This is a genomic window from Chryseobacterium antibioticum, from assembly GCF_012927325.1.
In the GTDB taxonomy this organism is placed as follows: Bacteria; Bacteroidota; Bacteroidia; order Flavobacteriales; family Weeksellaceae; genus Chryseobacterium; species Chryseobacterium antibioticum.
Window position 1 is genome coordinate 246,370 of record NZ_JABBGI010000002.1, and the last position, 24,136, is coordinate 270,505.

General features: G+C 35.2%; 21 protein-coding genes and 1 tRNA gene. 12 read left to right on the plus strand and 10 right to left on the minus strand.

Annotated features, from left to right (window positions below; genetic code table 11):
* Positions 1-65 precede the first annotated feature (65 nt).
* The 7 genes from HHL23_RS02670 to tnpA form a co-directional block, all read right to left on the minus strand.
* Positions 66-1,268, minus strand: coding sequence for an alpha/beta hydrolase (locus HHL23_RS02670; protein ID WP_169233270.1), 1,203 nt, complete (start codon positions 1,266-1,268; stop codon positions 66-68).
* Positions 1,269-1,272: 4 nt separating this feature from the next.
* Positions 1,273-3,933 carry a TonB-dependent receptor domain-containing protein gene (locus HHL23_RS02675; protein WP_169233271.1) on the minus strand — a complete coding sequence of 887 codons (2,661 nt, stop codon included), beginning with the start codon at positions 3,931-3,933 and terminating at the stop codon, positions 1,273-1,275.
* Between the two features lie 12 nt (positions 3,934-3,945).
* On the minus strand, positions 3,946-4,824 hold the full coding sequence (locus HHL23_RS02680; RefSeq protein WP_169233272.1) for an alpha/beta hydrolase: 879 nt from the start codon (positions 4,822-4,824) through the stop codon (positions 3,946-3,948).
* Positions 4,821-6,353, minus strand: coding sequence for a long-chain-fatty-acid--CoA ligase (locus tag HHL23_RS02685; RefSeq protein WP_169233273.1), 1,533 nt, complete (start codon positions 6,351-6,353; stop codon positions 4,821-4,823). Before HHL23_RS02685 ends, HHL23_RS02680 begins: the two co-directional genes overlap by 4 nt.
* Before the next feature lie 227 nt (positions 6,354-6,580).
* Positions 6,581-7,456 (minus strand): helix-turn-helix transcriptional regulator, encoded by an 876-nt coding sequence (locus HHL23_RS02690; protein ID WP_169233274.1) that lies wholly within the window; start codon positions 7,454-7,456, stop codon positions 6,581-6,583.
* Between the two features lie 180 nt (positions 7,457-7,636).
* The gene (locus HHL23_RS02695; protein WP_169233275.1) at positions 7,637-8,632 is read right to left on the minus strand and encodes an alpha/beta hydrolase; all 996 of its coding nucleotides are present in this window, start codon (positions 8,630-8,632) and stop codon (positions 7,637-7,639) included.
* Between the two features lie 333 nt (positions 8,633-8,965).
* On the minus strand, positions 8,966-9,400 hold the full coding sequence (tnpA, locus tag HHL23_RS02700; RefSeq protein WP_169233276.1) for an IS200/IS605 family transposase: 435 nt from the start codon (positions 9,398-9,400) through the stop codon (positions 8,966-8,968).
* Between the two features lie 395 nt (positions 9,401-9,795).
* Between tnpA and HHL23_RS02705 the strand changes: the two genes are divergently transcribed.
* Together HHL23_RS02705 and HHL23_RS02710 are read left to right on the plus strand one after the other, a co-directional pair.
* Entirely contained in the window at positions 9,796-10,230 is a 435-nt protein-coding gene (locus tag HHL23_RS02705; protein ID WP_169233277.1) for a transposase, read from the plus strand.
* Entirely contained in the window at positions 10,203-10,559 is a 357-nt protein-coding gene (locus HHL23_RS02710; RefSeq protein ID WP_169233278.1) for a helix-turn-helix domain-containing protein, read from the plus strand. Before HHL23_RS02705 ends, HHL23_RS02710 begins: the two co-directional genes overlap by 28 nt.
* A gap of 174 nt (positions 10,560-10,733) precedes the next feature.
* On the opposite strand, the gene HHL23_RS02715 is transcribed toward HHL23_RS02710, so the two are convergent.
* Positions 10,734-11,258: an NADPH-dependent FMN reductase gene (locus tag HHL23_RS02715; protein ID WP_169233279.1), complete on the minus strand. Its 525-nt coding sequence runs from the start codon at positions 11,256-11,258 to the stop codon at positions 10,734-10,736.
* A gap of 740 nt (positions 11,259-11,998) precedes the next feature.
* On the opposite strand from HHL23_RS02715, the gene HHL23_RS02725 reads away from it, so the two are divergent.
* Together HHL23_RS02725 and lpxD are read left to right on the plus strand one after the other, a co-directional pair.
* Positions 11,999-12,072, plus strand: a tRNA-Ala gene (locus HHL23_RS02725).
* Positions 12,073-12,400: 328 nt separating this feature from the next.
* On the plus strand, positions 12,401-13,393 hold the full coding sequence (gene lpxD / locus HHL23_RS02730; RefSeq protein ID WP_169233280.1) for a UDP-3-O-(3-hydroxymyristoyl)glucosamine N-acyltransferase: 993 nt from the start codon (positions 12,401-12,403) through the stop codon (positions 13,391-13,393).
* 178 nt (positions 13,394-13,571) lie between these two features.
* On the opposite strand, the gene HHL23_RS02735 is transcribed toward lpxD, so the two are convergent.
* Complete coding sequence (locus HHL23_RS02735) at positions 13,572-14,585, minus strand: AraC family transcriptional regulator (protein WP_169233281.1); 1,014 nt, start codon at positions 14,583-14,585, stop codon at positions 13,572-13,574.
* A 458-nt stretch (positions 14,586-15,043) separates the two neighbouring features.
* Between HHL23_RS02735 and HHL23_RS02740 the strand changes: the two genes are divergently transcribed.
* The 3 genes from HHL23_RS02740 to HHL23_RS02750 are packed head-to-tail and all read left to right on the plus strand — an operon-like array spanning position 15,044 to position 18,990.
* Positions 15,044-15,697 (plus strand): hypothetical protein, encoded by a 654-nt coding sequence (locus HHL23_RS02740; protein WP_169233282.1) that lies wholly within the window; start codon positions 15,044-15,046, stop codon positions 15,695-15,697.
* Positions 15,694-18,462, plus strand: a complete 2,769-nt coding sequence (locus HHL23_RS02745) for a hypothetical protein (protein ID WP_169233283.1) — start codon at positions 15,694-15,696, stop codon at positions 18,460-18,462. The genes HHL23_RS02740 and HHL23_RS02745 overlap by 4 nt, the downstream gene beginning before the upstream one ends.
* A gap of 27 nt (positions 18,463-18,489) precedes the next feature.
* The gene (locus tag HHL23_RS02750) at positions 18,490-18,990 is read left to right on the plus strand and encodes a hypothetical protein (protein WP_169233284.1); all 501 of its coding nucleotides are present in this window, start codon (positions 18,490-18,492) and stop codon (positions 18,988-18,990) included.
* Positions 18,991-19,088: 98 nt separating this feature from the next.
* Here the strand turns inward: HHL23_RS02750 and HHL23_RS02755 are convergent, their stop codons facing one another.
* A complete protein-coding gene (locus HHL23_RS02755) occupies positions 19,089-20,165 on the minus strand; it encodes a helix-turn-helix domain-containing protein (protein ID WP_169233285.1) in 1,077 nt (358 codons plus the stop codon).
* 565 nt (positions 20,166-20,730) lie between these two features.
* Between HHL23_RS02755 and HHL23_RS02760 the strand changes: the two genes are divergently transcribed.
* The 5 genes from HHL23_RS02760 to HHL23_RS02780 all read left to right on the plus strand — a co-directional run bounded on the left by HHL23_RS02760 (position 20,731) and on the right by HHL23_RS02780 (position 23,844).
* Entirely contained in the window at positions 20,731-21,126 is a 396-nt protein-coding gene (locus HHL23_RS02760; protein ID WP_228464579.1) for a helix-turn-helix domain-containing protein, read from the plus strand.
* Positions 21,127-21,454: 328 nt separating this feature from the next.
* Positions 21,455-21,790, plus strand: a complete 336-nt coding sequence (locus tag HHL23_RS02765; protein ID WP_169233287.1) for a helix-turn-helix domain-containing protein — start codon at positions 21,455-21,457, stop codon at positions 21,788-21,790.
* A gap of 49 nt (positions 21,791-21,839) precedes the next feature.
* On the plus strand, positions 21,840-22,256 hold the full coding sequence (locus tag HHL23_RS02770; protein ID WP_228464580.1) for a hypothetical protein: 417 nt from the start codon (positions 21,840-21,842) through the stop codon (positions 22,254-22,256).
* Positions 22,257-22,467: 211 nt separating this feature from the next.
* Positions 22,468-22,716, plus strand: a complete 249-nt coding sequence (locus HHL23_RS02775) for a hypothetical protein (protein ID WP_228464582.1) — start codon at positions 22,468-22,470, stop codon at positions 22,714-22,716.
* A 270-nt stretch (positions 22,717-22,986) separates the two neighbouring features.
* Positions 22,987-23,844 (plus strand): helix-turn-helix transcriptional regulator, encoded by an 858-nt coding sequence (locus tag HHL23_RS02780; protein WP_169233288.1) that lies wholly within the window; start codon positions 22,987-22,989, stop codon positions 23,842-23,844.
* Positions 23,845-24,136: the final 292 nt, after the last annotated feature.

A 24,136-nucleotide genomic window follows, 5' to 3' on the forward strand; every position in this document is an offset into this window, starting at 1 on the left:
AAAATCTATAATTTTGCATTAATAAAAATAAGCCACTGCAAAAGCAGTGGCTTTAAATTTGTTTATCATAAAACAGCTGAAGTCCATAAGTTTTCCAGGTGATTAGCCTTTAAAAACTCTCCTATTTTATTCCATTCAATCTGTCCGGCAATAGCATTGGGATTAGCATCAAAAACATGTTCACCATACGGAATTTCAACATAGGAAACGGGAAGTTTCAGATCTTCCGCTTTTTTCACAAATTTTCTTGTCGCTTCTATATTTACAACGTGATCTATTTCACCGGCAATAATGAATGTCGGAGAAATTCCTTCGGAAAGCTGGTCTATTAAATTCAGCTGTGCATAGCGCTGTGGAACTTCGGTGGGTGATCCCCCAAGATATCTTCTGGCTGCATATTTCAAATCGATATTTTTTTTCTCATCTATTTTCTGCCAGATTTCGGATAAGCTGACGGGCGGATAAATAGCAATAACGCCGGCAGGAACCGGAGGCTGCGGGGAATCGTAAGACTTTGCAAAACCTTTCCTTAATCCTAAATCTGCCTGCATCACCAAAGCGGCTCCAGCAGAGCCACCTACCAAAACTATTTTATTCGGATCAATGTTGAATTTTTTTGAATTTTTCACAATAAACCCCATCGAAGTCACTACTGCATTAACAGCAGATTCCCAATTGTGCCGGTCTTCCCTTCCTAAAGGGTAATCGATGGAGAAAACGGTGTATCCATGATCTTTGAACCAATTGGCAGCATAACCGATCTGAGTTCTGTTCCCCTCAATAAAAGCACCACCATGCACAAGAATAACCGGTATTGCAGGCGCTGAAGATTTTGTTTCCGGCCGGAAAACATCTATATGCTGTTCTTCGTTGTAAATTGTGAGATAAGAATAGGTTTCTGTAGGTTTTATAGGTTCATCAGAAGTTTTTAATCCCTGAGAAAATGAAACTTGGGTATTGTATTTTTTAGCCGTAGAAAACATAACTATAGTGAAATACATCTGGGCAAGAAAAAACAAAACCGAAAGGATTAGATTAGCTTTCAATAATTTACGCCAGTATTTTCCAAATCTATAAAAAAGAAAACAAATCAATAGTAATACCAGACTCAAAAGAACAAACTGTGAATTGAACTGCATGGTAAACGAGCTGCTGTATCCACTCAGAAGCATGGGTGCTTTCAGATACACTGAAGCCATGGGAATAACTAACAACACCAGGATAATGAAGAGCAAAACTGCAAAAAATATATTTAAAAACTTTTTCATTGGATTAAAATTTATAGGTTACCGTAAGATATCCGGAAGTTGGTGGAATCGCAATCGTGAAATAAGGAGTATTGTTAGCAACTGCAGAAGCATATTCAGCCTGGGTAAAGTTTTCAAAGCCGGCAAGCTGTTGCTGGAGGGTTCCCGGTCTCTGATAGCTCATCACTCCATATTTATTAAATACATTGTTCACATTGATGAGCATGCTGAGATTCTCATTTAAATTATACCCTATCCCTAAATCAAACTGTGAAAATCCAGGCAATTTATAGACATTGGTATTGCTCCCCTCTCTTTTTCCCATATAATTCCAGGTTACAAATCCAAATGCTTTACCAATTTTTAAATTAGGAGTTACATTAGCCATAATTTTTGGTGTATAGGCAATAGTAGTTCCTGAATATGAAAATACGGTATCATCTGCGGGACCGGGTGCACTTCCTAAGTTCCATAAGTAACCTTCCTTCACTTTCGGATTCTGCAATGTAAGCACAGCTCTGATATTGAAATTATCGGTCGGTCTGATATTGGTTTCCAACTCAATCCCAAATGTTTCATTTTTATTATATAATGAAGGAGTTGTGTAGAACCCGCCTTTCCCGTCATCTGCCATAAAGCTGTAAGGTACATTGCTCAGTAAGCTGTAAAATGGAGTTATAAAAGCATCAAAATAGGTTGTCTTCGTCTTAAACCCCATTTCTACCTGTTGCGTTTTTCTCGATTGCGGATCCAGTAAATCTATCGTTTCCGGTCTGTTGGCTGCAAAGAACATATCAAGGTCCGGAGACTTGCTGCCTTTAGAGTATCTGGCATATACGGCAACATTATTATTAAATTTATAGTTCAGCGCCGCTGAATAGGAAAAATTTTCCAGCTGTCTGTTGTAGGCAACGTTCGTCAGTTTTGTCAGGGCGTTGTTATTGTACAAGGTATAAATGCTACCATCTGTACCTCCGTTTTTATCAGAAAACAGATAGGTTCGCGTATTATCTCCTTTGATCCATACTTTTTCATACCGTATTCCCCAATCCAGTGTCAGGTGATCCGTAATATCCCAGGTATGCCCGAAAAATACAGCTCCCTGTTGTTGTTTAGCTTTGAATTCCAGTAAATCTCCGGTGCTTCCGGCCGCCTGGGCAAACCCATCACCGTTGGTTAATTGATAAACACCTGGTTTTGTAAAATCTAAAGTGGTAACTCCCGTTAAACTTAAGGTCATCATTCTTGGCCGGTTCTCTAAAGTCGTAAGCCCTATTCCATTGATTCCCGAAAAACGCCATACATCCGAATAACCATAATAACCACCAAATGAGAAATTCATCTTGTTCCATTTTTTATTGATGGTCAGCTGGTTCATTGATTCCTTGACCTTATTTTCATAAAAATTAAGCGCTGACATTAAAAATGAATTATTCTGAATAGACTGACCCGGCAATTGATTCTTGGTGATCTGGTAAACCGGTAATCCTCCGGCCCCCAGAGCAGAATTCACACTGGCAAGCTCCTGTCCTGTGAGGGCATCCTTAAAGGAATAGGTCCCCACTCCCAGCCCGCCGACCAAAAAATAAGAGGTCATATCATCCAGGGATGTAAGAAAAGAATTTCCTACGCTATTCTGTACCACGTCATTATCAGAATACTTACTTGCAAAAAACAGTTTCCAGTCATTTCCCAGGTTGTGCTCCCAGTTTAATCCTACAGATCGGTATTTGTTACTCACCAGACGGCCTGAGTTATAATCTATATTCCCTCCATGAATAAAATCCGGAGAATTATACTGTAATTTCGGAATCAGTAAAGATGAACTGCTGCTGAACCCTTCTGCCGGCTCAGGACTTGTATAATTTCTTGTAGGAACCAATTGTGCATAGCCATTTTTGTCGTCAAGATACTTTAGAAATACTTTCAGACTTCCTTTATTGTATTTTTTTACGATGTTTGCTTTTACCTGTCCCCCATTATTAAACGGATATCCTGCATATCTGGCTCCCAAATCATACCTGTAAAATCCGCCAACATTAAAAAACCAGTTATTTCCCAAAGGTCCTCCAAAATTAGCATCAAGTCTGTGATACCCGGAATTATTTGCTCCCTGGACACCATATTTGGCCCGGATTTCTCCTCCGAATTTATTTCCGCCCGTTTTGGAAATATAATTGAAAATTCCACCTGGCGCATTGGCCGCAGTAATAGAAGCAGGGCCTCCTCTCACGGCATCAATCTGAGAAATTGTGGCATCTGCTCGTAGAAAAAAGTCAGGGCCATAATTATAATAGGTGGTATTGGTTACCGGCAAACCATCTTCCTGCATAGATATATATTCGTAAGCAAACGTACCATCTGAAGAACCTGCACTGATCCCTCTTGAGCTTACATTATTCCTGATCTCTCCCAGTGAAGAATTGACATACACCCCGGGAACATTTTTAAGCAGATCTGCAGCACTAATCGGAACCTGCTTCTCAATGACATCGCTTTTCAGGACAGAAATCGCAATGGGTGCATTCATTCTTGTCCTTTTATCAAATACCCCCGTCATGATCACTTCATCGATATCTTTTGTTTTCGTCGTATCAGCTTCTTTTTTCTGAGCCAGTACACTTGCAGATGCTGTCAGGAAAAGTATTGCTATAGTTATTTTTGTATTTAAAAATGTAGTATTCATATCCTTTAATCGTTAATTTGTGCCATATTTTTTAAGCCATTCTACCACGTTGGTAAATACCGTCTGTTCATTTTCCGGTAGTTTTGTAATAAGATGCCCGGCTCCGGGAACTATGACCAATTTATACTGAACTCCTTTTGCCTTCAGGGCTTTTTCCAGAATATAAGCCTGCTGGATGGGAACCACCTCATCTTGATCACCATGAATAATCATCGTGGGAATCTGATTCACAAATTTGGCAGGACTGGTTTTAACATAAGCTTCGGGGATAGCATCACCGGGATTCCAGACTACTTTGTTACCTGACATTTTATTCAGGACATCCAAAAGGTTAGCTGCTTTCACATATTGTAATGTCTGAACATCTGTAAAATCTACAGGACCACACATTTCTATAATGGTTTTGATCTGAGGATTTTTTGTGTAGGCATACATCAGGGAAACATGGGCACCAGAACTGCCTCCGGAAATTGAAAAACCGTTTTTCCTGGTATTCCATTCCCGGGCATGGGAAGAAAGATATTTTGAAACATGGTCAATATCATCCAGAAGTTCCGGAAGATGCGTGTCTGTAAGATTGGCATAACGGTAATCGAGATTGGCAACAGCAATCCCTTGTGAAAGAAGGTATTCGGAAAGTTTTCCATTGTCTTTTTTATCACCCTGTACCCAGGCTCCTCCATGGATATTAATGAGAAATGCCGTTTTAGGACTTCTGTCAGCAGGAAGATAAATATCCATCACGTTCCTTTCGTGTGAACCGTATTTTATGTCGGTAAGCTTTTCTGCCTTTTGGCTTAGAGAAACCGTTTTGGCGCTTTCAACATTTTGTGTTGAGCAGCTAACTGTCAATAATCCAATGGACAGCACTGCGATTTTACAATAATTCATTTCAGTTGTTTTTTTAAATTCTTTTTAAGTATTTTTCCTGTGGCGCTTAAGGGCATCTCATCTATAAATTCTATGATTCTCGGATATTTGTACTGGGCAATTCTTTCTTTTGTCCATAGCCTGATATCTTCTTCGGAAGCCTTGCTTTCTTTTTTCCTCACCACAAATGCTTTAATTTCTTCCCCTAGTTTTTCATCATCGATGCCAATAATGGCAACCATAGAAATATCAGGATTTCTCATCATCACTTCTTCTACTTCGCGCGGATAAACATTCATTCCGCCTCGGATAATCATTTCTTTTTTCCGGTCTACAATGAAGAAAAAACCGTCTTCATCTTTTACAGCAATATCTCCGGAAAACAGCCAGCCATTTTTCAGAACTTCTTCTGTTTCTGTAGGCTTTTTGTAATAGGCTTTCATTACATTGGGACCGCGATAGATGAGTTCCCCTTTTTCGCCAACGGGGAGTTCATTGCGGTGATCATCTACAATCTTTACGTCAACTCCCCAAATGGGAGTTCCTATAGAACCTGGTTTTCTACCAACTTCCAACTGATTGAACGTTACCACAGGAGAGCCTTCAGACATTCCATATCCTTCGAAAATCGGAACTCCGAAACGGTCTTCGAATTCATTAATTATTTTTACAGGAAGAGAAGCTCCACCGGAAAGGCATATCCTTAATTTTTTAATAATATTTCTGTTTTCTTCAGTATCTTCCTCATTGAGAAGGGTCCAGTACATGGATGGAACACCAGCAAAAATTTTGACCTCAAAATGGTCAATAATCCGGTAAACTGTTTTTGCCTCAAATTTTGGCAGCAGAATAAGGTGAAGTGATTTTCGGATTCCGGCAAGCATCATGACCGTTAGCCCAAAAATGTGAAATAATGGTAAAACAACAAGTTGCCCTTCAAATTCAGAAGACGCCACGATTGCAGTACTGGCTTCTGCATTGGTAAAAAGATTAATGTGTGAAAGTTCTGCACCTTTAGGTTTTCCAGTAGTTCCGGAAGTATAAATGATAACGGCTGTATCTTCTGATGAAGTTGTGTAAGATTCAAAATCTGTGTCTTCATCTTTTATTAAATCATCAAAATTCTGAATATCTTCTGCTATATTGCCGATGCTGATAAAATCTTTGCATGATTCGGTTTTATCAAATCCTTCTTTTCCGAATTTTCCTGTCGGCAGTTCCGGAGTCCCTTCGAAACATAAAAACATGGTACTGTCGGAATCAGAAAGGTGATAAGCTACTTCTTCAGGTTTAAGAAAAATACTCAGCGGAACAACAGCTGCTCCGGTTTTTAATATCCCGAAAAAAATAATCGGGAATTGAAGATTATTAGGACAGAGCAAAGCGACATTGTTACCATAGCCGATTCCTTTTTTTGTAAGGGCATTGGCGGTTTGACAAATTTTCTCATGGAGAGTTTTATAACTTAAAGTAACTTCACCAAGACTTAAGGCAGGTTTTTCAGGATTTCTTTTTGCAATTTGTTCTACTAAAATTGATAAATTCAGCATATTTTTGTTCATATTAAGTTAATATTGATATGAAATCCCTTTAACCAAGGTAGTTTTCACATCAACTAATCTTAACTCCAAATTAATGATATGCTGAATAGGTGCTGACACGAAAAAGGAATTCCGTGATACGAAAAGGGAATTTTTTCAACGTGTATAAAAACAAAATCGCCCATAAACGACAATATAGCTATCATTTATAAGGCGATATATAAAAGTGTTTAATTTTATAGACGTTCTTCAGAAGGAAGCTTCCCGAAATAGCGGAGATAGAGTTGTGAAAAATGACCGCGGTTATTATACCCAATAAAGTCGCTGATCTCTCCAACCGATTTTTCGGTTTTCAGAAGCATAGATCTAGCCATTTCCATTCTTGCTTTAATGATGTATTGATGTATAGGTAACTGTGTATAATCCTTAAATCCTTTTTTCAGATCACAGCTATTGAGCCCACAGTAACGGCTGATTTCCTTGATAGCCAGGCTCTGGAATGCATTAGTATCAACAAAATCTTTAGCCAGTTTTATTTTATCTTCCAATGCCTTTTTGTGTTCGAACGTTTTTTCTTCTGAAAGCAGATAATGTATCCAGTAACTTAGAAATTCAAGAATTTTGCTTTCAAGAATAATGGTGCATGAAGCATCATCAAAAGGAGTATCAAAAATAGTTTTGAGTTTTTCCTGGCTCAGATAATTACGCTGGGCATTTTCCAGCTTCTCTTTCAACAGCCCATTATCTTTTGGGAAAATACTTTCCGGTACAAAAATCCTTATCCCATCAATATCGGTAGTATTGTGTTCGAATTCTTTTTCATCATATATAAAATTACTGCTGATCTTCCCTTCTTTATTGATTCGGAAATCCATCATTCCGTTATCTCCAACTTTATGCGGGGAATGAAAAATGGTTTCCTCATGGAAGTTCCATTTTCCACGGAAAAAATGAAAATTTTTATTATTGAAAAGAATCAGCTTCCCACTCCCCAAATCTGATGGCATTTCCAGAATAGTAGAATTCAAGAAATTTTTCTCACCAAATCTGTAATCCTGAACCAGACCTTGTTTAAAACCGTCTGCTTCAAGATAAGGAAGAATTAATTCCATAAGGGGTATTTATTTGTAAGGCAAGTTAATAAAAATTAAATACATGACAAATATCATGTTTTTATAAGAGTATGAAGTGTAACTGATCTAAAGTCTCTCCATGTATGTCTATTCCCTATCAATATTCAGTAAATCTAAAAATATTATGTTTTATTGCTCCTTTTACTTACAGGTGGTAAATTATTTAAGAAATTGCTTCATTGCTCTCAACGTGATTTCCATGCTGCCGGGAAGCGGCATTCCGTGGGCATATCCTGCAAAAAAATGAAGTTCGGTAAAATTACCTGCCTTTATCAACCGGTCTGTGTAAGCCAGCCCGCTATCCCGCAAAGGATCTGCTCCGGCTACAAAAATCACTGTTGGCGGAAGATTTGAAACATCTTCAATATTTCCTGGCAGGATGTATTTTTCTTTTGAATTTCTGTTTTTCCCCATGTAAAACTTTTTTATAATGGGGAAATCATCACTTTTGAGACCTGGAATTCTTTTTAATTCAATGACAGATGGATATTTCATTTCGAAATCACCCGGAGGAATTTCCAGAACCTGCAAACTGATTTTAGGGCCTTTCTGATCTCTTGCATATTGTGCCAAACCTCCTGATATACCAGCTCCTGCACTCACTCCTCCAACGGCAAGCAGTTTGGGGTTCCCCCCAATACTTTCTGCATTTTTATTCGCCCATAATAAAGAAGCATAGGCATCGTGAAGTGCTGCCGGAAAAGGGTTTTCAGGAGCAAAACGGTAATCAACATTAATAACAAGGATATTCCCTTTCTGTGTATAGTCTGCACATTTCTGATGATCCCATTTTGGTGTTCCATAGATAAAACCACCCCCATGGAACCATAGAAACATGGGAAGATTTTTCGCGTTTTTAGGTTTGTAAATTGTGACGGGAATTTCAGGATCTTTTGTAGTAAATCCAGGAATTTTAGAATGAACCACCTCAACGCTATCTTTGTTTTTCAGTTCAGGCCAAGGCATTTCTGAATCAATTTTACGCTGTTTTTTGATTTCTTCCAGTGTAATATCCTTAATCAGAGTATTAACCATAGGACCAAACTGGGGCAGTAATCTCTTTTCTACTTCCTGAAGGGTAAGCGGATGATATTGCTGTGCAGTTGACCAACCAGAGATCAGGAAAAGTATTAAGAATAAAATGTGTTTTTTCATAATAACAATACTATAGAATTGTATTCCTTCAAAAGTAATACTATGCTTATCACCGGATGATACGAAAAAGAAATTTTATGATACGAAAAGGGAAATTTTTATACCCTCCAATACATCCCCTTTTTCACTACCCTTACTAATTAATAACCTTTGTAATTAAGCATTTTGAGATCAAATACCAGTCACTCTCCACGGTATACAATGTCATGTTCAGTTGAATAGAATTAAAAACTATTACAACATTGATCACATTGCTTTTTTATAACTAAACCACTATGGACTTAAAGTCCATAGGTTTGGTTTGTGGACTTAAAGTCCACGATTCGAGTATTACTACTCAATGATAAAATTACTTTGGTCTTGATCAGTTGGGTTTCGATGATGTTCCAAATACTCGTTAAGCATTTCATCCGTAATATTGCCAGTGCTCCAACAACCAAATCCTATTGCCCAAAAATGACGTCCCCAATAACGTTGTTTCAATTCAGGAAATTCAATTTGAAGTTTCCTAGAGCTTCGACCTTTGAATAGTTTAACAAGACTACTTATATCTTGATTAGGGCGATATTCTATATGCATATGAACATGATCTTTAGAGACAACTCCTTTCAAAATTCTAATATCTTCTGCCTGGCAAATTTGAAGCAAAATACTACGACAGCGTAATTTAATATCACCCTCCAATACTGGAAAACGATATTTAGTAACCCATACAATATGTGCTGTTAACCTACTTACACTATGACCATTGCTACGTTGATAATCCACAAAACAAAGATAACATTTTTAGAAACTGAAAGTAAAATGCACTAAAGTGCATAGTTTTAACTATTTCTGAGACCAATAAAATTAATGAAATTCCAAATTTCGCCATTCATTTACACATTGTTTATCAGCTGTTTATGTATGATTACGTTTGCTGATCTATTTTTTTCATAGAAGAAAATATACCTTTGTAATCTTGTATATACTAAACAATTTTAGGTATTGGAAATAATTCTCCGGCTCGTATTTAGAGACCTTTAGGGCCTTAAATAGAAATGCTGATTTGCCATATAATACGTTAATAAATATATAAGTAAAAACACAAATTTTGTATAACAAACATAAATGATGATTAAAATGCTAAATAATCAAGTCTATTATGGTATTAAAAATAAGCCATGAACTTCAAGGAAATACATATAGGAACTCTTATCAGTCAGCGCAGCGCAGAATGTAAGATAGAAATGCTTCGTATCTGTAACTTTTTTAAATGTACTGAAGCCGATATTGAAAAAATGTTGATACAGGAAAATCTTTCAACGGATGTAGTATTAAAATGGTGCAAATTATTAGACTACGATTTCTTTAGAATCTACTCTCATCATTTAATGTTATACTCTTCTCAGTCTTCAACAGTGAAGTATAATAATGAATCTGGTAAAGAGAAATCATTACTGCCTGAATTTCGGAAAAACATTTACACTAAAGAAATTATTGACTTCATTCTAGAACTTGTTGAAACCGGGAAAAAAAGTAAATATCAAGTAATAAATGAGTACAAAATTCCTAAAACCACATTATATAGATGGATAGAAAAGTACAGGAAAGAGTAAAACCGGATTATAAAAGAATATACTCAGATCTAATAGAATTAAAGCATCCTGAAAAGAAGGAAAAATGCAAAAAAATATTATCTAAAGAACAGTTATCCAGCATCGACATTATTAGAATTAATGCTATTATTTTCGGGAATAATACGAAAAACATTTCCCTCAACCAGAGACACCGTTCGTATGATGATGAAACTGTACAAAAGATCCTGGATTATCAAAAGAACAACAAGCTAAGTAACAACCAGGTAGCTAAACATTTTAAACTCAGCAGAAATACTGTTACAAAATGGAAAAAAATTTATGGTTTAAAATATCTGAAAGGTGAATGATTAGATTTATAGGAAGAAAGCAATGAAAGTGGATTTTCACTTCCCTCCCATCACGCAAAGATGGTATGTATTTCCGATCCCAGATATTCTATGGATAAAGAAAAATATTCAGGCACTAGTGAATAGACCCGGCTATTACAATCTGTCTTTATAAGTCTGAATTCCATCTTCTCACTATGAAATCAGTTTTTCATATGCATGTATAAAATTTATTAATGCATTTTTTGATTGGGTATCCATTAAAATACCTTCCTCATTGATTTTTCCTTTTATCCCTGGAATTAAAAGCTTTGTATCAGCAGTGAAATTGGCCATTAATGTTTCCATGATCAACTGTAATTCCAAGTGTCCTTTTTCCCCATTCGCTGACGCTGTAATAATTCCTAAAGGTTTTTTTGAAAATACTGTTGTGGAAACGCACCATTCAATTGCATTTTTAAGTCCACTGGGAATACTGAAAACATATTCAGGTGTACAGATTAAAATACCATCTGCAGCTTCTATTGATTGTCTAAAGTCTACAATTGCTTTTGGAGGTTCGGTAACAGAAAGTTCAGGATCAAAATGGGGTAGTAATTTAAGCTCGTTAAAAACGCTCAAGTTAAAAATATCCTTTGTCAGGTCAGCGAATATATCGATGAGTTTTTGATTTGACGAATTGCTGCTTGCACTCCCATTTATTACAAAAATATCTTTCATACATTATATTTAATCATTCCTCTTATGGTATTTTATATTGCATTTTCATAACAGTTGAAAACTCCTTTTCGAAAACTGACAGTTCCTACAAGTTCGCATCCTTTTTTCAGATAAACCATATGGGCTGTTTCATTTAATGAGAAAGCGTCAAACAGGATAGATCGATATTGAGAGTCAATTTAACTTCCTCTAATACTTCTGATGCTTGAATTATATCTTTTTGAGTAGCTTTCCTAATCATTAAATTATTATATTTTATTCGGGAATTTTTAAATAGTCATATTGCTTGCTAAAACGACTGCTTCCTATTTTTAGCTAAAATCACTAGCCATGCATTATAGTTCATAATTTACAGCATAGAATTTAGCAATATATTCAAGCGATAAATTTAGTTAAATCATTTTCTACAGCTTATAAAACTAAATAGTTATTGTCTATAAATTGAGATGATGAATTTAATAAGCCCCATTGTTTCTACTATAATTAGGTTACCTGTTGTTGCTACAACGTAATCTAAAAATAATTACAGGATTAATAAGCCCTTCAAACCTTTTTGTTGAGTAATCTGGAGCATAAAAGCTGACTGAAATGTTTGATACAGAGCTGCTGAAGATAGAAACAAAGAAATAATTCTAAAAAACATCGATTTTCCGCAAATAATATTTTCAGGTATGGAGATATTTTCTATCTTTGCCAAAGTCTTTTAGAAAGTACTTTTTATCGGACAAACCTTTAAATAAGGGGGATTGGCGCAGTTGGCTAGCGCGTTTGACTGGCAGTCAAAAGGTCACGGGTTCGAATCCCGTATTCTCCACAAAGCTGATGAACAAAAACGCTTGAAAAGCTTATGAATCCTGTAATTCTTCGGAAATACAGGATTTTTTAATTTTAGAAGGAATTATCCACCTTTTTTTAAATACGTATAGTTTTGCCGCAATTTCATAGCGGTTATTATCGTTTTTAAAAAAATATAACAATTAAAATGATTATTATTAAAATATTATTGTTCTTTCAGCGTTTTATTAACATATTTTCCCCATCTTGACCAATAATTAAAATCTCAATCACTTTTCTGTTTCCCTTACGGTAATTTCCTGCATAAAAACTTGATTACTGCACGGATCAAAAAAAAACAATTACTTATGAAATTATTTTCAGTATTAGAAATCAATACATTACTAAAGGGTTATATAGTAGGCAGTACTTCACATTCTATTTCCTCTCCAGAGCAAATAGAACTTGCTGGCAATCATCAAATTACCTTTATAGGAAATAAAAAATACGAGAAACTATGGGCTTGCAGCAAAGCATCCGTAGCTGTGGTAAATCATGACATCTCTATTCATCCTGGCGAAAACAGAGCATTTATAAAAGTTAATAATGCCGACCTTGCCATGTCTCAAGTACTGGAATTATTTGCCCCCCTTCACCCCCAATTTGATACCGACATCCATCCTTCTGCATCTGTACATCCTACCGCAATTGTTGGCAAAGGTGTTCGTATTGGTGCAGGCACCTACATTGGTCCTAATGTACAGCTAGGTGACAACGTAATCATCTACCCCAATGCGACCATTTTAGATAATAGTATTGTGGGTAAAAGCAGTACGGTATGGAGCGGTGTTGTGATTAGAGAAAACTGCCACATTGGGAAAAATACGATATTGCATCCCAATGCAATTATCGGCGCAGATGGCTTTGGGTTTAGACCGTGTCCCGAAAGAGGATTGGCAAAAATTCCACAAATTGGGAATGTTGTCATTGGCGACTGGGTAGAAATTGGTGCAGGTTCTTGTGTAGACCGTGGTAAATTTAGTTCTACTATTATTGGCGATGGCTGTAAGATTGATAACCTTGTACAAATAGGCCACAATAGCGTATTGGGCAAATTTTGTATTATGGCAGGCAATAGTGGCCTTGCAGGTAGTGTTACCCTGGGTAATGGTGTTATTATTGGCGGAAGTGCTTCTATTAAAGATCATACTACTATTGGCGATGGTGCGATTATAGGTGCTGGATCTGGTGTTGCTGGCGATGTACCCGCAGGTAAAACCTATCTGGGCTACCCTGCAGCTGAAGCCCGTACTACCCTAAAACAATGGGCTGCCCTTAAAAGGCTTGCGGCAAACAGTTAATTGTAAGTTTAGCTTTCCAGATTTAAATTCAATAAGTAAGTTTTACTTATATTCTATAGAAAGATCGAAAACATAAAATTTTCGATCTTAAATATGTGTAATTTACTTTAAACCAATGTTTATATTTTTCGAATATATCTTCCATTTAATAAGGCCTTGAGAAAATCTAATTCGTATTTTATTTGATATTATATATATATTCTGTTGGGGTTACACCTTCGATTTGCTTAAAAACTCGATTAAAAGTTGACTGGCTATTAAATCCTGATGACGTATAAATGCACATAAGAGTGATTTTGCTGAGATCATTCTCGTCGATCAATTTCTTCACATACTCTATTCTACAAAAATTAATATAGTGACTAAAGCTGTAATACCCATTCAGTTTAATAGATTTTGCAATATATAAATTATTGATTTTCGTCAAATGAGATAGTTGTGAAATAGTAAAATAGGTATCTTTAAAACTAAGTTGTCCTTCAACAATATTTTGTACGTTTTGAAAAATTTCAGCATACTTTTCTTTATCTCTGTCGTAACCGGAAAGGGTTTCTTTTAAAGTTTTACTCTTATCATTTCTGTTGGTAATCTCTGATTTGAATTTAGCAACATCGTTAGAATTTCTATCCTGTCCAAAATTGTCTGCTATTCTCACCGATTTTATTTTGTCATTATAATATAACAGCAATATAACAATTATAATACTAGCTGTCCCCACTAACGCATCTGAAACATCAGTATTGTTAAAACCTGGAATTTCACCGGCCAAAATTTCACTTATAAAAGTGATAAAAAGCATAATTAACAGAACATATAGTGTATATATATAGATATACTTCTTTTCCAGGAACATATATGCACCAATAGGAACTGGTAATATCCATAATGCTGTTCCAGATGAATATCTCCAGAAATAGAGCATTATAAAAGCGGCAAAGAGTGGATCAAAAATCAAATAGAGATGGACTATTACTTTGATATTAAACGTTTTTCTTACAAGAAAGAATGTACACAAGAGAACAAGAGAGTAAATAAACGTTACCAATGCAAAATTCTTATCCTTGAACGTAACATAAATAATGATTGAATAGAGACACAACGCAACACTTACCACATATAAAATCAAAGATATGCAACGTCTCTTTATATCTTCTTCTGTATTTCCAGGTACATTATCATTATGTAAAATCATATAAATATAAAAGTTAGCTATATTAATTATATGAATATCAGCAATTTAAATTTTATAAGCCAAATTAAAAAAATGATTTATACTTATATATTATGATTACTGTAGGCAACTATCTTTGCAAGTAAAGATAATAATTAAATCTTTACACACATTAAAATAATAATTTAATATTTTTAGTGAAATGAAACAATAATCATGTATTTGATTATGATATTAAAACATAAATATATATATATATATATAAAAATACCTCTTTACCCGTAATTTTCAATGGAATATTCTTTATAGTCAATCATTAATAGCATTTGGGTCATTAAAATATTACAGATTTTAAACACTCAACATAATCCATAAGAAAAACCTTAATTCCCTCATTTTCATTCTGATTCAAAAATATCCTGAATCAAAAAGTATCAAGACGCATAAACCCTGTCCTGTACTATAATAAAGCACATATAATGAAACCCTTACTACAACAGCTGAAGCCTAATTTCCCCTTATACAAAAAGGCTTCGCTGTTTTTGTTTCTATTGACAACTGCACTGACACTCAATGCACAGTCTTTTTATCTTGTAAAAGGCACTAAAATTACAATTGGTGAAACTACAACATTCGTCGTTACAGACTCCGGAAAAACAAACCAAGTAAGACAAAGGGATTTTGAGGGACAAATTTCAACAATAAACGACCCTTTAAGCGAAACAAAACAACTGGTATTCAACAAGAAAAAATCAAAGCTCAGTTCCAAAAGAGATAAAAAACAATCAGTCTCAAAATCTACTAAAAAAAGAGATGAAACCTACCAAAAAGCAAAACCCTCTGAATTTATAAAGCCTTTTCTGGATAATTTCTTTTCATCCTATCAACAATTTGTGGCAATTTCGGCATCAGTTACCAATATTAAATATGATCAGAAGTTTTTAAATGAAAATATAATATTAAAACCCTTACACGGATATTCAGCCAATGTAAATCATGAAATAATTAATAATACTTTTCTTTTTTTCAATAATTATCATTTGTCACAATACGTGACCCGCCCTCCGCCTTTTGAAGTTTATTTAAAAAAATCATATTCTAAACATTTAAATTTTAAAAACAAATTAAGATGAAAAAAATAAATACTTTAATGGGTATATTCCTGATGGTGAATATGCTCATGCTCACAAAAGCTCAAAGCCCTGGTGGAGTTACAGGTACCGCAGCTTGGTACAAAGGGGATGCGGGATTATCAAGCACAGCTTGGACTGATCAGTCTGCAAATGGTTATAATTTATTAAGAACCAGCTCGCCAGCGGGATCCTATTTTATAAACTTTAATCCAGTGGCAAGTTTTACAGGTGTTACCGCCAATCGGTTTACCAATACTAGCACAAAAACAAGCTGGCCAGTGAGCACAGCAGGTAACACATATTACTATGTAGCAAAAGATAATTTAGGTAGTAATGCTGATAGAGCGGTTTATGGAATGGGACCTAACTGGTTTACAGGTATTCATTCAGGTCGTGATGGCGCAGGACCGATAGCAACTTCAAATCGTGCTGATTTTGCAACTTCTTCAGCTTCCGTAACCTCCCCTGACTGGAATCTTACACAGCCTAATGTAGGTCTTAATCTCGTTAGATCAGGCTATACGGGTACGCAATTCTATACTTCTGCACAGGGGGGCCCCGAGGTAACTGGAGCGATTGCTTCACAGGCAAACGTTACAACAAATACTTTTTCAATAGGTGCTACACCCGATAATATTCTTTTCTGGAATGGAGATGTTGCAGAAGTAATAGTTTATCCAGGAAAACATACTGCAACAGACTATAATAAAGTAGAAAGCTATCTGGCTTTAAAATATGGAATTTCAAAATCTGGTAACTACATTGCCTCAAACGGGACAACCAATTATTGGAATGCTGCTGCCAATGCTGGATACCTTAATAATATTACCGGAATTGGTAAAGATGATGGTTCTATACTTTATCAAAAGCAATCAATGAGTGGCAATTCCGGACAGCAGATTTTGATTGGGCTTACAGGTATGGCCAATACAAATGCTTCCAATTCCGGAACGTTGACCGATCAGCAGTTTCTTGTTGTCGGAGATAATGGTTTGGCAAAAACACCTTCTGCTCCAATCAGTAGTATTCCGGGTGTTAATTATCGCTTTGGTGCTGTCTGGAAAGTTCAGAATACCGCTTCCGTAGGTACGGTAAGAATTATGTGGCCTCAAGGATTGAATAATTTAAAACTTGTTCAGAATAGCTCAGATCCTACCTTTGCAGCAAGTAATACCGTTACAGACATGTCGGCCAATACGCAGACCATTAATGCAGTGGTTTATAACTATGCTGATGTTTCGATAGCAGATGGACAATATTTTACTTTTGCTGCTTACGTTATTGCTCCAGGGGGTGTTGTAAGCAATCTGCGCGTCTGGATAAAAGCAGACGATAATCCAAATGGAAACACCACTGACAATGTTGCAATCACAACTTGGCCAAATAAAACACTGATAGGAGGAAATTTTGTTGGAGGAGCTGCTTCTCCCAACACAGTTGCGTTGCAAACTACAGGACCATTATACAGGAACTCTTCCGCAATGAATATCAATTTCAATCCTGTAGCACAATCTACTTCAAGCTCAGGTCTGGGTATGCAAAATGCATTTACAAGTACAGGAGATGATTATACGATGATAGCGCTTAACAAAAACCCAACTGTTTCCGGATTTAGAAATATGTTCCATTTCCACGGTGGTGCAAATTTAAATGCAACAAGCGGTGGCAATGAATGGTTTGGGGCTTTAGCAAATTTACCTATTGCCTGGCCAAGTGCTGCCGGATCAGCATCGTATACCGCAAATATTCCAGCTGTCACTACATTTTCAGCTACCGGTACCGGAACTATTGCCTATCAGGTAAACAGTGTATCAAAAGGTAGTGGTAGCAGCCTTTCAAAATCAGGAACGGATCTCTTGATAGGTGTTGACGGTGATGGTGGACTTGATGACGGAATAGATATCATAATGCCGGAAAATATAATGTATAATTCTGTTTTAGGCAGTACAGATTATAACAAAGTAGTCTCTTATCTAGCCATTAAATATGGTGTCACTTTAGGAACCTTTGTCTCTCCTGTGAATTATACAAGCACTAATGGTACAACTGTATGGTCTACTGCCGCCAGTTCCTACCATACCAATGTGATTGGTATAGCCAGAGATGATGCTGAAGCCTTACATCAGAGAATTTCAAAATCACAGGATGCTGTAGGAGACATTATTACCATTAGTACCAATAATGATTTTACAAACGCAAACAGCAGTACTAACCATACGGATATTGTTAATGACCAGTTCTATTTTATAACGGGGAACAACGGTGCGGCAACAACCTACAATGCCCAGAACATTATGAACCGCAGATGGAAAGTACAATCTACAGGAACCGCACAGAATCTGTATATAAAGACTTCTGACATCCAGGCTACTTATTTAATCTATGCCGATGATGCCGCGATGACCACCAATGTCGTGAATATACCTCTTACAAGCAGCGCTACTCCAGGTATCCAAATTCCAAATGGTAAGTTTTTTACATTCGCAAAATTCGCCTATTGTACAAAAGATCCAAATCCCGCTCCTGCTACTAATTTTACTAAAATTGGCATTACCGTTCAGGCTAAACAAAACGGGTGGCCTGAAAACATTCCGAATGGTGCTGTAGCATTAGAATCGAAAACGAAAGGTTTTGTCATTACACGTTCTCAAAGTTCTCTCATTGCAGATCCTCGAGAAGGTATGCTTATCTATGATACAGTAGATAATTGTGTGAAACTTTACAACGGAACCAGCTGGAATTGTGTAGTAAGAAGCTGTAATTAGTAATAAATAATTCTTAAATTAATTAAAATGAAAAAAATAATAATATTAGCAATTATTCTTGTCGGTTTTTCTTCCATAAACGCACAGGTCGGCATGGGTAAAACTTCTGTAGATGGAGATGCCATTTTGGATTTTCCTGTAGCGGAGACCGGAATAATTCTTCCTATTGTAGAAACACTTCCCACAGGAAGCGCTGCAAGCAATGGAACATTTTTGCTAGATAAAACAGACAGTACAATAAAAATGCGTGAGAATGATTTGTGGGTACCCCTATCAGACACCGGAAGCCTTACAGGCATCATGCTTAATGCTTCTGCGGAAACAGGAGGAGGTGTCATTATTGGCGCTGCAAGTTCTCCGGCACAAGGTGTACTGGTGCTGGAATCAGCTAGCAAAGCATTGGTTTTACCAAAGGTTAATGATCCTGTGACAAGTATGAAAAGCCCAATCGCAGGAACGATATGCTACGATACAGTAAGTAAAACAGTAGCTGTATTTGACGGATTAAAATGGAGCTTTTGGAAATAAAAGCATTCTAACATAAGCAGTAAGGTCGGCACGAATGTGCCGACCTTTTATTATTATAAATATAAAATTTTAATGACTATTTGAATATAAATAAACAATTACAGAGGCGTTTGACTATTGTTTTTCTCTGCTTTTATTATCGTTATAAACTCGGACGGGGTTATCCCTTCGATCTGTTTAAACACCCTGTTAAAGGTAGATTGATTTGAAAATCCGGATTCTGTGTAGATATACATCAAGGTAACCCTGCTGATATCATTTTCGTAAAGCAGTTTTTTCACATTCTCGATTCTGCAGGTATTCAGGTAATGATTAAAGTTTGAAAACCCATTTAACCTAATTGACTTAGATATGTATAAACTATTCGTTCTTAACATGTTAGATAGTTGGGGAATTGTAAAATCTACATCTTTAAAATAAACCTCCCTCTCTACAATATTTTTCACATCTTCAAATAATGCCATATACTTATCTATGTTCTCCTCCTCTGAGGAAATCTCTTTATCCTTTTCAATGGGTTCAACAGCTACAGCAACTTTAGCATCATTTGTAAAATTACCATCCATTTGATTCTGATTGTCTGTGTCAGAAAACTTCATCTTATTATAGATACTCTCTTCTATCTCTGCTTTTCTAATTTTTTCATTGTAGTATAATAAAATTAAGAATACAGCAAGATTCGATAAGCCAACAAAGGTGTCAGAAATTACAATAACATTTACGTCGTTAAGGCTGAAATAATCAAACTTAAAAAATCTATTAAGAATGCTTACCGCAATGATGATCAGAAATATATATACTGAATAAATATAAACGTATTTTTTTCTCAGAAAAATATGGGCTCCCAGCGGCACCGGTAAAAGCCACATGGCAGCAGCTGCAGAATATTTCCAAAAGTCAAGCATGATAAATCCTGCAAATAACGGTGCATAGGTCATGTAAAGATGGACAAGAACTTTGATGTTATAGCTTTTACGGATGATGATAAATGTATAAAACAGTAAAACAGAATAAGCCAATGTCCAGGCTGCAAAAAAAGAATCTTTAATAATGAAATAAAATACCAAAGAGTATCCCAATAATATTCCCGACATTAAATTCACATACTGAGAAATCAATTTTCTCTTTAATGCATCCACAGATGTATTTATAAATTCGTTATTAGTTACCATCATAATGTATTTCAAAAAACAGCTTGCTCAAAACACTGATTTACAATATATTAAAAGTTGTAATGAAATTTAAAATTCAATTTAGATTTGAACTTTTTGATTGTTTTTATCAACTAATTTTGCAAAAGTAAGTTACAAATTTAATAATATATGAGCACATTTAAAATAATGAAAAATATCGATCAGTTTTCAATTTCTTATATATAAATCTTTATATAGGGACAGGCCATTATGAAACCTATAATCTATTAGACAAAAAAACACTTATAAATGAGAATATAAATAATTACTGAAAAAAGAAAAAATATAAATGAATATTGGAGATATCAATAATGAATAAATTCTCACAGAAATATTTTGTAGCAAACTACAAAGTACACTCAACACAAACAATAAAATATTTTCACCAATAAAGACCTTACACGGTACTTTTTACTACTTATCTTAGATTTTTCATGGAAGTTTTAGTGATGTATTAATGCTATACATTAAACATTCTGTATCTGGTCTTTTTTACCTTTTAATACGATTTATTTTAATGAATTTTAAAGATATCAACATTGGCCTCATGGTCAGTAAACGAGTTTTGGAATGTGATGTAGACATTACCAGGCTTTGTAAGTTTTTCAACTGTTCCAGCGAGGACATTTTAAACATGTATAATTCCAGAAGCCTGGATTCTGAAATTCTTTTGAAATGGTGTAAAATTCTGGAATATGATTTTTTCAGATTTTATTCCCAAAACCTCATCCTTTATTCTCCGGCTTCAGCAGATAACAAAACCAAAAAGAATAAAGAAAATTCGAAAATGCATTATTTTCGTAAGAACATATACACCAGAGAGGTGATTGATTTTATGCTTGAAATGGTCGAAAATGGTGAGAAAACAAAAAAGCAGATTATTGAAGAGTATAATATTCCTAAAACTACTTTGTACAAGTGGATTGAGAAAAACAGAAAATAAACACGTCTTAATGAAAATCATTCAGCTTAAACTAAAGAATTTTTGGCAGCAATGAAATATTTTAGGAGAACCTTCATCATCATCCATCTATTTTTAACAAAAATCAAAAGACAGATTATCAATCATTTAAACAAAACGAGGTAAAACAAGGGTTGGCGTGAGGTTTTTTGAGGGATGCTTAATTTTCACTCAGGATACCATAAACTATATGTTTGTTATAAAATGTATCTATACCCCTCAATTTTATATAAATATTTGAAGACAAAAAGGACATGAAAATAAAAAATGACCCGTGAAGAATTAATAGACTTAAAAGCACCTTACACAAATGAATAAAGAAAAACAGGAAGTAAACCCACCTTACTATAAAAAAATATATTCTGATATCCTTGCGAAAAAATTTCCTGATAAGCTCAACGAATGCGAATCTATCCTGTCAAAAGAGCAATTAAATGTTTTGGACATCATTCAGCTTAACCAAAGGATTTTTGGAAACCATGAAATATTTTCAGAGAATCAGCGTCTTCGTTCTTATGATGATCAATCTATTCTCAAAATACTGGATTATCAGAAAAAACACAACCTCAATAACACACAATTGTCGATTCACTTTAAACTGAGCCGAAATACCATTTCGAAATGGAAAAACAAATTCAAAGTTTAGATTCTGCATTGTATACTAAGGATAAAAAAATATTTTAACACACAAATTAATGATTAAAATTATTTCGACAGTACTGTTACTCGGTACTATGATTTCTGCGCATGCTCAAAGCGCAGGAAATGTTGGGATTAATACATCTACTCCTGAAAAGGAACTGACAGTGAATGGTACCATGGAGACATCGGGTATGACATTAAAAGATCCTATTGAAAAATTGGGAGCAGATGAAAATTATTCCTTTTTAATTAAATCTCCGGCTCCACAGAACAAGATCACATCTTATAATGATTCTTTTGTGCCCACTACTCCGGTACCCATTAATCTTATTCAGTTTAAAATCACCTGCAATAGTGATGATAAAGACTGGATAGATGAGTATGATACTAAAATCAATTCAAACAAGTTTCTAGTGGTCATTGCTTCCCATGGATTTACACAGCCCATATATACTTTCAATGCAAACTAGATTACCCCTATGCCCAATATTTTTGCTTATAGTTCACTTAGGGCAGATTATGTAGGATTCTCAACCGATGATGCTCTTCCGTAAGGGATCTGGACGCTCAACTTACTGATTTTCGACAGAGCTTATGCTAAAGAATTCAATTCTACACAGACCGTTAATACCGCCAGAACAGGTGCTGCATCTGCTCCTTTAATCCAATAATTAAGATCGTATGAAAAAGATAACCACATTTTTATTTGCCGCATATATATGTTTCCATATTAGTGCGCAAGTTGGAATAAATAGAAAGACTCCGCAGAGAACACTGGATGTAAACGGCTCAAGCTATACCAACTCTTTATACCTTAGAAATCCAGGTGAACCCGATAAAACAGGCGGACATTTTCTTGCCACTTCCAAAAATACGCTGGACCTGTATGATTCTTGTAGGTACCAATCGGTCTACACAGACTTTAAGTAAACCTTCGAGATTTTAATTTGGCTTTTCCGCAGTGTATTAATACAGTTTAAGATCAATATTCCCTTAAAAAGTTACACAATCTACTTTTTTAAACAAAAATAAAAACCACTGATTCCCAAAAACTTATTCTCACAGGGCAAAGTAAGGGTTGGTATAAGGGTTTTTGAATGATGCTTAATTTCCACTCAACATCCCATAAATTATATGTTTGTCATAAAATTAGCTATAAAAACTATCAACTATATAAAAATATTTGAATATAAAAACCATATGAAAGCAAAAATCACCCGTGAAGAGTCAAAATTACTATTCAAAGCAGTTATTACACTTTCTATCATCTTCTTTTTTATATCTGTGGCAGATTTCTTTTTCAGCAGTAAAAAAATGTTAGTGTATCCCACATTATTCGTTTTGATATTCAATATGATCACCCTATTCAATATTAATACATTCAACATAGAAAAGCTCAAGTTTGCAGACATGGTCATTTTAATCCTCTATTTTTCTTTTCTGTGTCATTATTTTTTTGTGGACTTATTTTTTGTAGCTGTTTTTTGTCTGCTATTTTTATATACCCTCATATTATTTAAAGATTTACGGAGAATTTTCTTATGCTCATTAATCATCAGTAGCATTACTCTTCTCCTGTTTCTTTTCAGAGAGCAGAATAATACGTTAAGATCCATTGGGGACAGCAGTGTGTATATTGGCTATTTACGTGTTACCGCTATATTGGCAATAGGACTACTTTTCTATTATATTGTTGATTTTCGGTTTAAGACCAAACCTTTATCAGAAGAATCAGTCAAAACAATACAGGAAGTAAATAATTCAGCTGTAGAATTGGCGGACATTTTCGAATCAATCAATAGAAAAGACAATTCTTTCATCCCTCTTTTTCTGACAACCAATGCATTATTCGTTGCTAAAATCAGAGACATCTGCCCTAAAATTAATGATACTGAACTTGAGGTTTGTGCCTTAATCAAACTCGGGCTTACTACAAAAGAGATCGCTATAGCAACCAATTCCACATACAAGGCAATAGAATCAATCAAATACAGGCTTCGGAAAAAAATGAATCTGGAATCAACTGTAAATCTAATGCTGTTCTTTAATGAAATATAAAGGGTTTAAAAATACTCAATAAAAAAAATAAATAACGGGATTATAAGGAGATTAAAAATAGAGTAATCATAAGGGAGCCTTCAAGTGTTTTAACGTGAATGCTTTGTGCCATTCTCCTTGCCAATCATCATAATTTTGATGGCGGAAAAAATAAAACACTAAGGTTTAAATAAACTACCCCGGGGCAGAGCCCCGAAGTATTAAAAGTCAAAAAGTGTAAGTTGAGCCTCATGCACTTTTTGATATTCTTTTTCTTTTCCTTGATTTTCTATATATTTTTTAATGACATCTT

Coding starts and splice junctions, on each gene's coding strand:
- HHL23_RS02670 (WP_169233270.1), bottom strand. CDS start 1,268: ATGAAAAAGTTTTTAAATATATTTTTTGCAGTTTTGCTCTTCATTATC.
- HHL23_RS02675 (WP_169233271.1), bottom strand. CDS start 3,933: ATGAATACTACATTTTTAAATACAAAAATAACTATAGCAATACTTTTC.
- HHL23_RS02680 (WP_169233272.1), bottom strand. CDS start 4,824: ATGAATTATTGTAAAATCGCAGTGCTGTCCATTGGATTATTGACAGTT.
- HHL23_RS02685 (WP_169233273.1), bottom strand. CDS start 6,353: ATGCTGAATTTATCAATTTTAGTAGAACAAATTGCAAAAAGAAATCCT.
- HHL23_RS02690 (WP_169233274.1), bottom strand. CDS start 7,456: ATGGAATTAATTCTTCCTTATCTTGAAGCAGACGGTTTTAAACAAGGT.
- HHL23_RS02695 (WP_169233275.1), bottom strand. CDS start 8,632: ATGAAAAAACACATTTTATTCTTAATACTTTTCCTGATCTCTGGTTGG.
- HHL23_RS02705 (WP_169233277.1), top strand. CDS start 9,796: ATGAACTTCAAGGAAATACATATAGGAACTCTTATCAGTCAGCGCAGC.
- HHL23_RS02710 (WP_169233278.1), top strand. CDS start 10,203: ATGGATAGAAAAGTACAGGAAAGAGTAAAACCGGATTATAAAAGAATA.
- HHL23_RS02715 (WP_169233279.1), bottom strand. CDS start 11,258: ATGAAAGATATTTTTGTAATAAATGGGAGTGCAAGCAGCAATTCGTCA.
- lpxD (WP_169233280.1), top strand. CDS start 12,401: ATGAAATTATTTTCAGTATTAGAAATCAATACATTACTAAAGGGTTAT.
- HHL23_RS02735 (WP_169233281.1), bottom strand. CDS start 14,585: ATGATTTTACATAATGATAATGTACCTGGAAATACAGAAGAAGATATA.
- HHL23_RS02740 (WP_169233282.1), top strand. CDS start 15,044: ATGAAACCCTTACTACAACAGCTGAAGCCTAATTTCCCCTTATACAAA.
- HHL23_RS02745 (WP_169233283.1), top strand. CDS start 15,694: ATGAAAAAAATAAATACTTTAATGGGTATATTCCTGATGGTGAATATG.
- HHL23_RS02750 (WP_169233284.1), top strand. CDS start 18,490: ATGAAAAAAATAATAATATTAGCAATTATTCTTGTCGGTTTTTCTTCC.
- HHL23_RS02755 (WP_169233285.1), bottom strand. CDS start 20,165: ATGATGGTAACTAATAACGAATTTATAAATACATCTGTGGATGCATTA.
- HHL23_RS02760 (WP_228464579.1), top strand. CDS start 20,731: ATGGTCAGTAAACGAGTTTTGGAATGTGATGTAGACATTACCAGGCTT.
- HHL23_RS02765 (WP_169233287.1), top strand. CDS start 21,455: ATGAATAAAGAAAAACAGGAAGTAAACCCACCTTACTATAAAAAAATA.
- HHL23_RS02770 (WP_228464580.1), top strand. CDS start 21,840: ATGATTAAAATTATTTCGACAGTACTGTTACTCGGTACTATGATTTCT.
- HHL23_RS02775 (WP_228464582.1), top strand. CDS start 22,468: ATGAAAAAGATAACCACATTTTTATTTGCCGCATATATATGTTTCCAT.
- HHL23_RS02780 (WP_169233288.1), top strand. CDS start 22,987: ATGAAAGCAAAAATCACCCGTGAAGAGTCAAAATTACTATTCAAAGCA.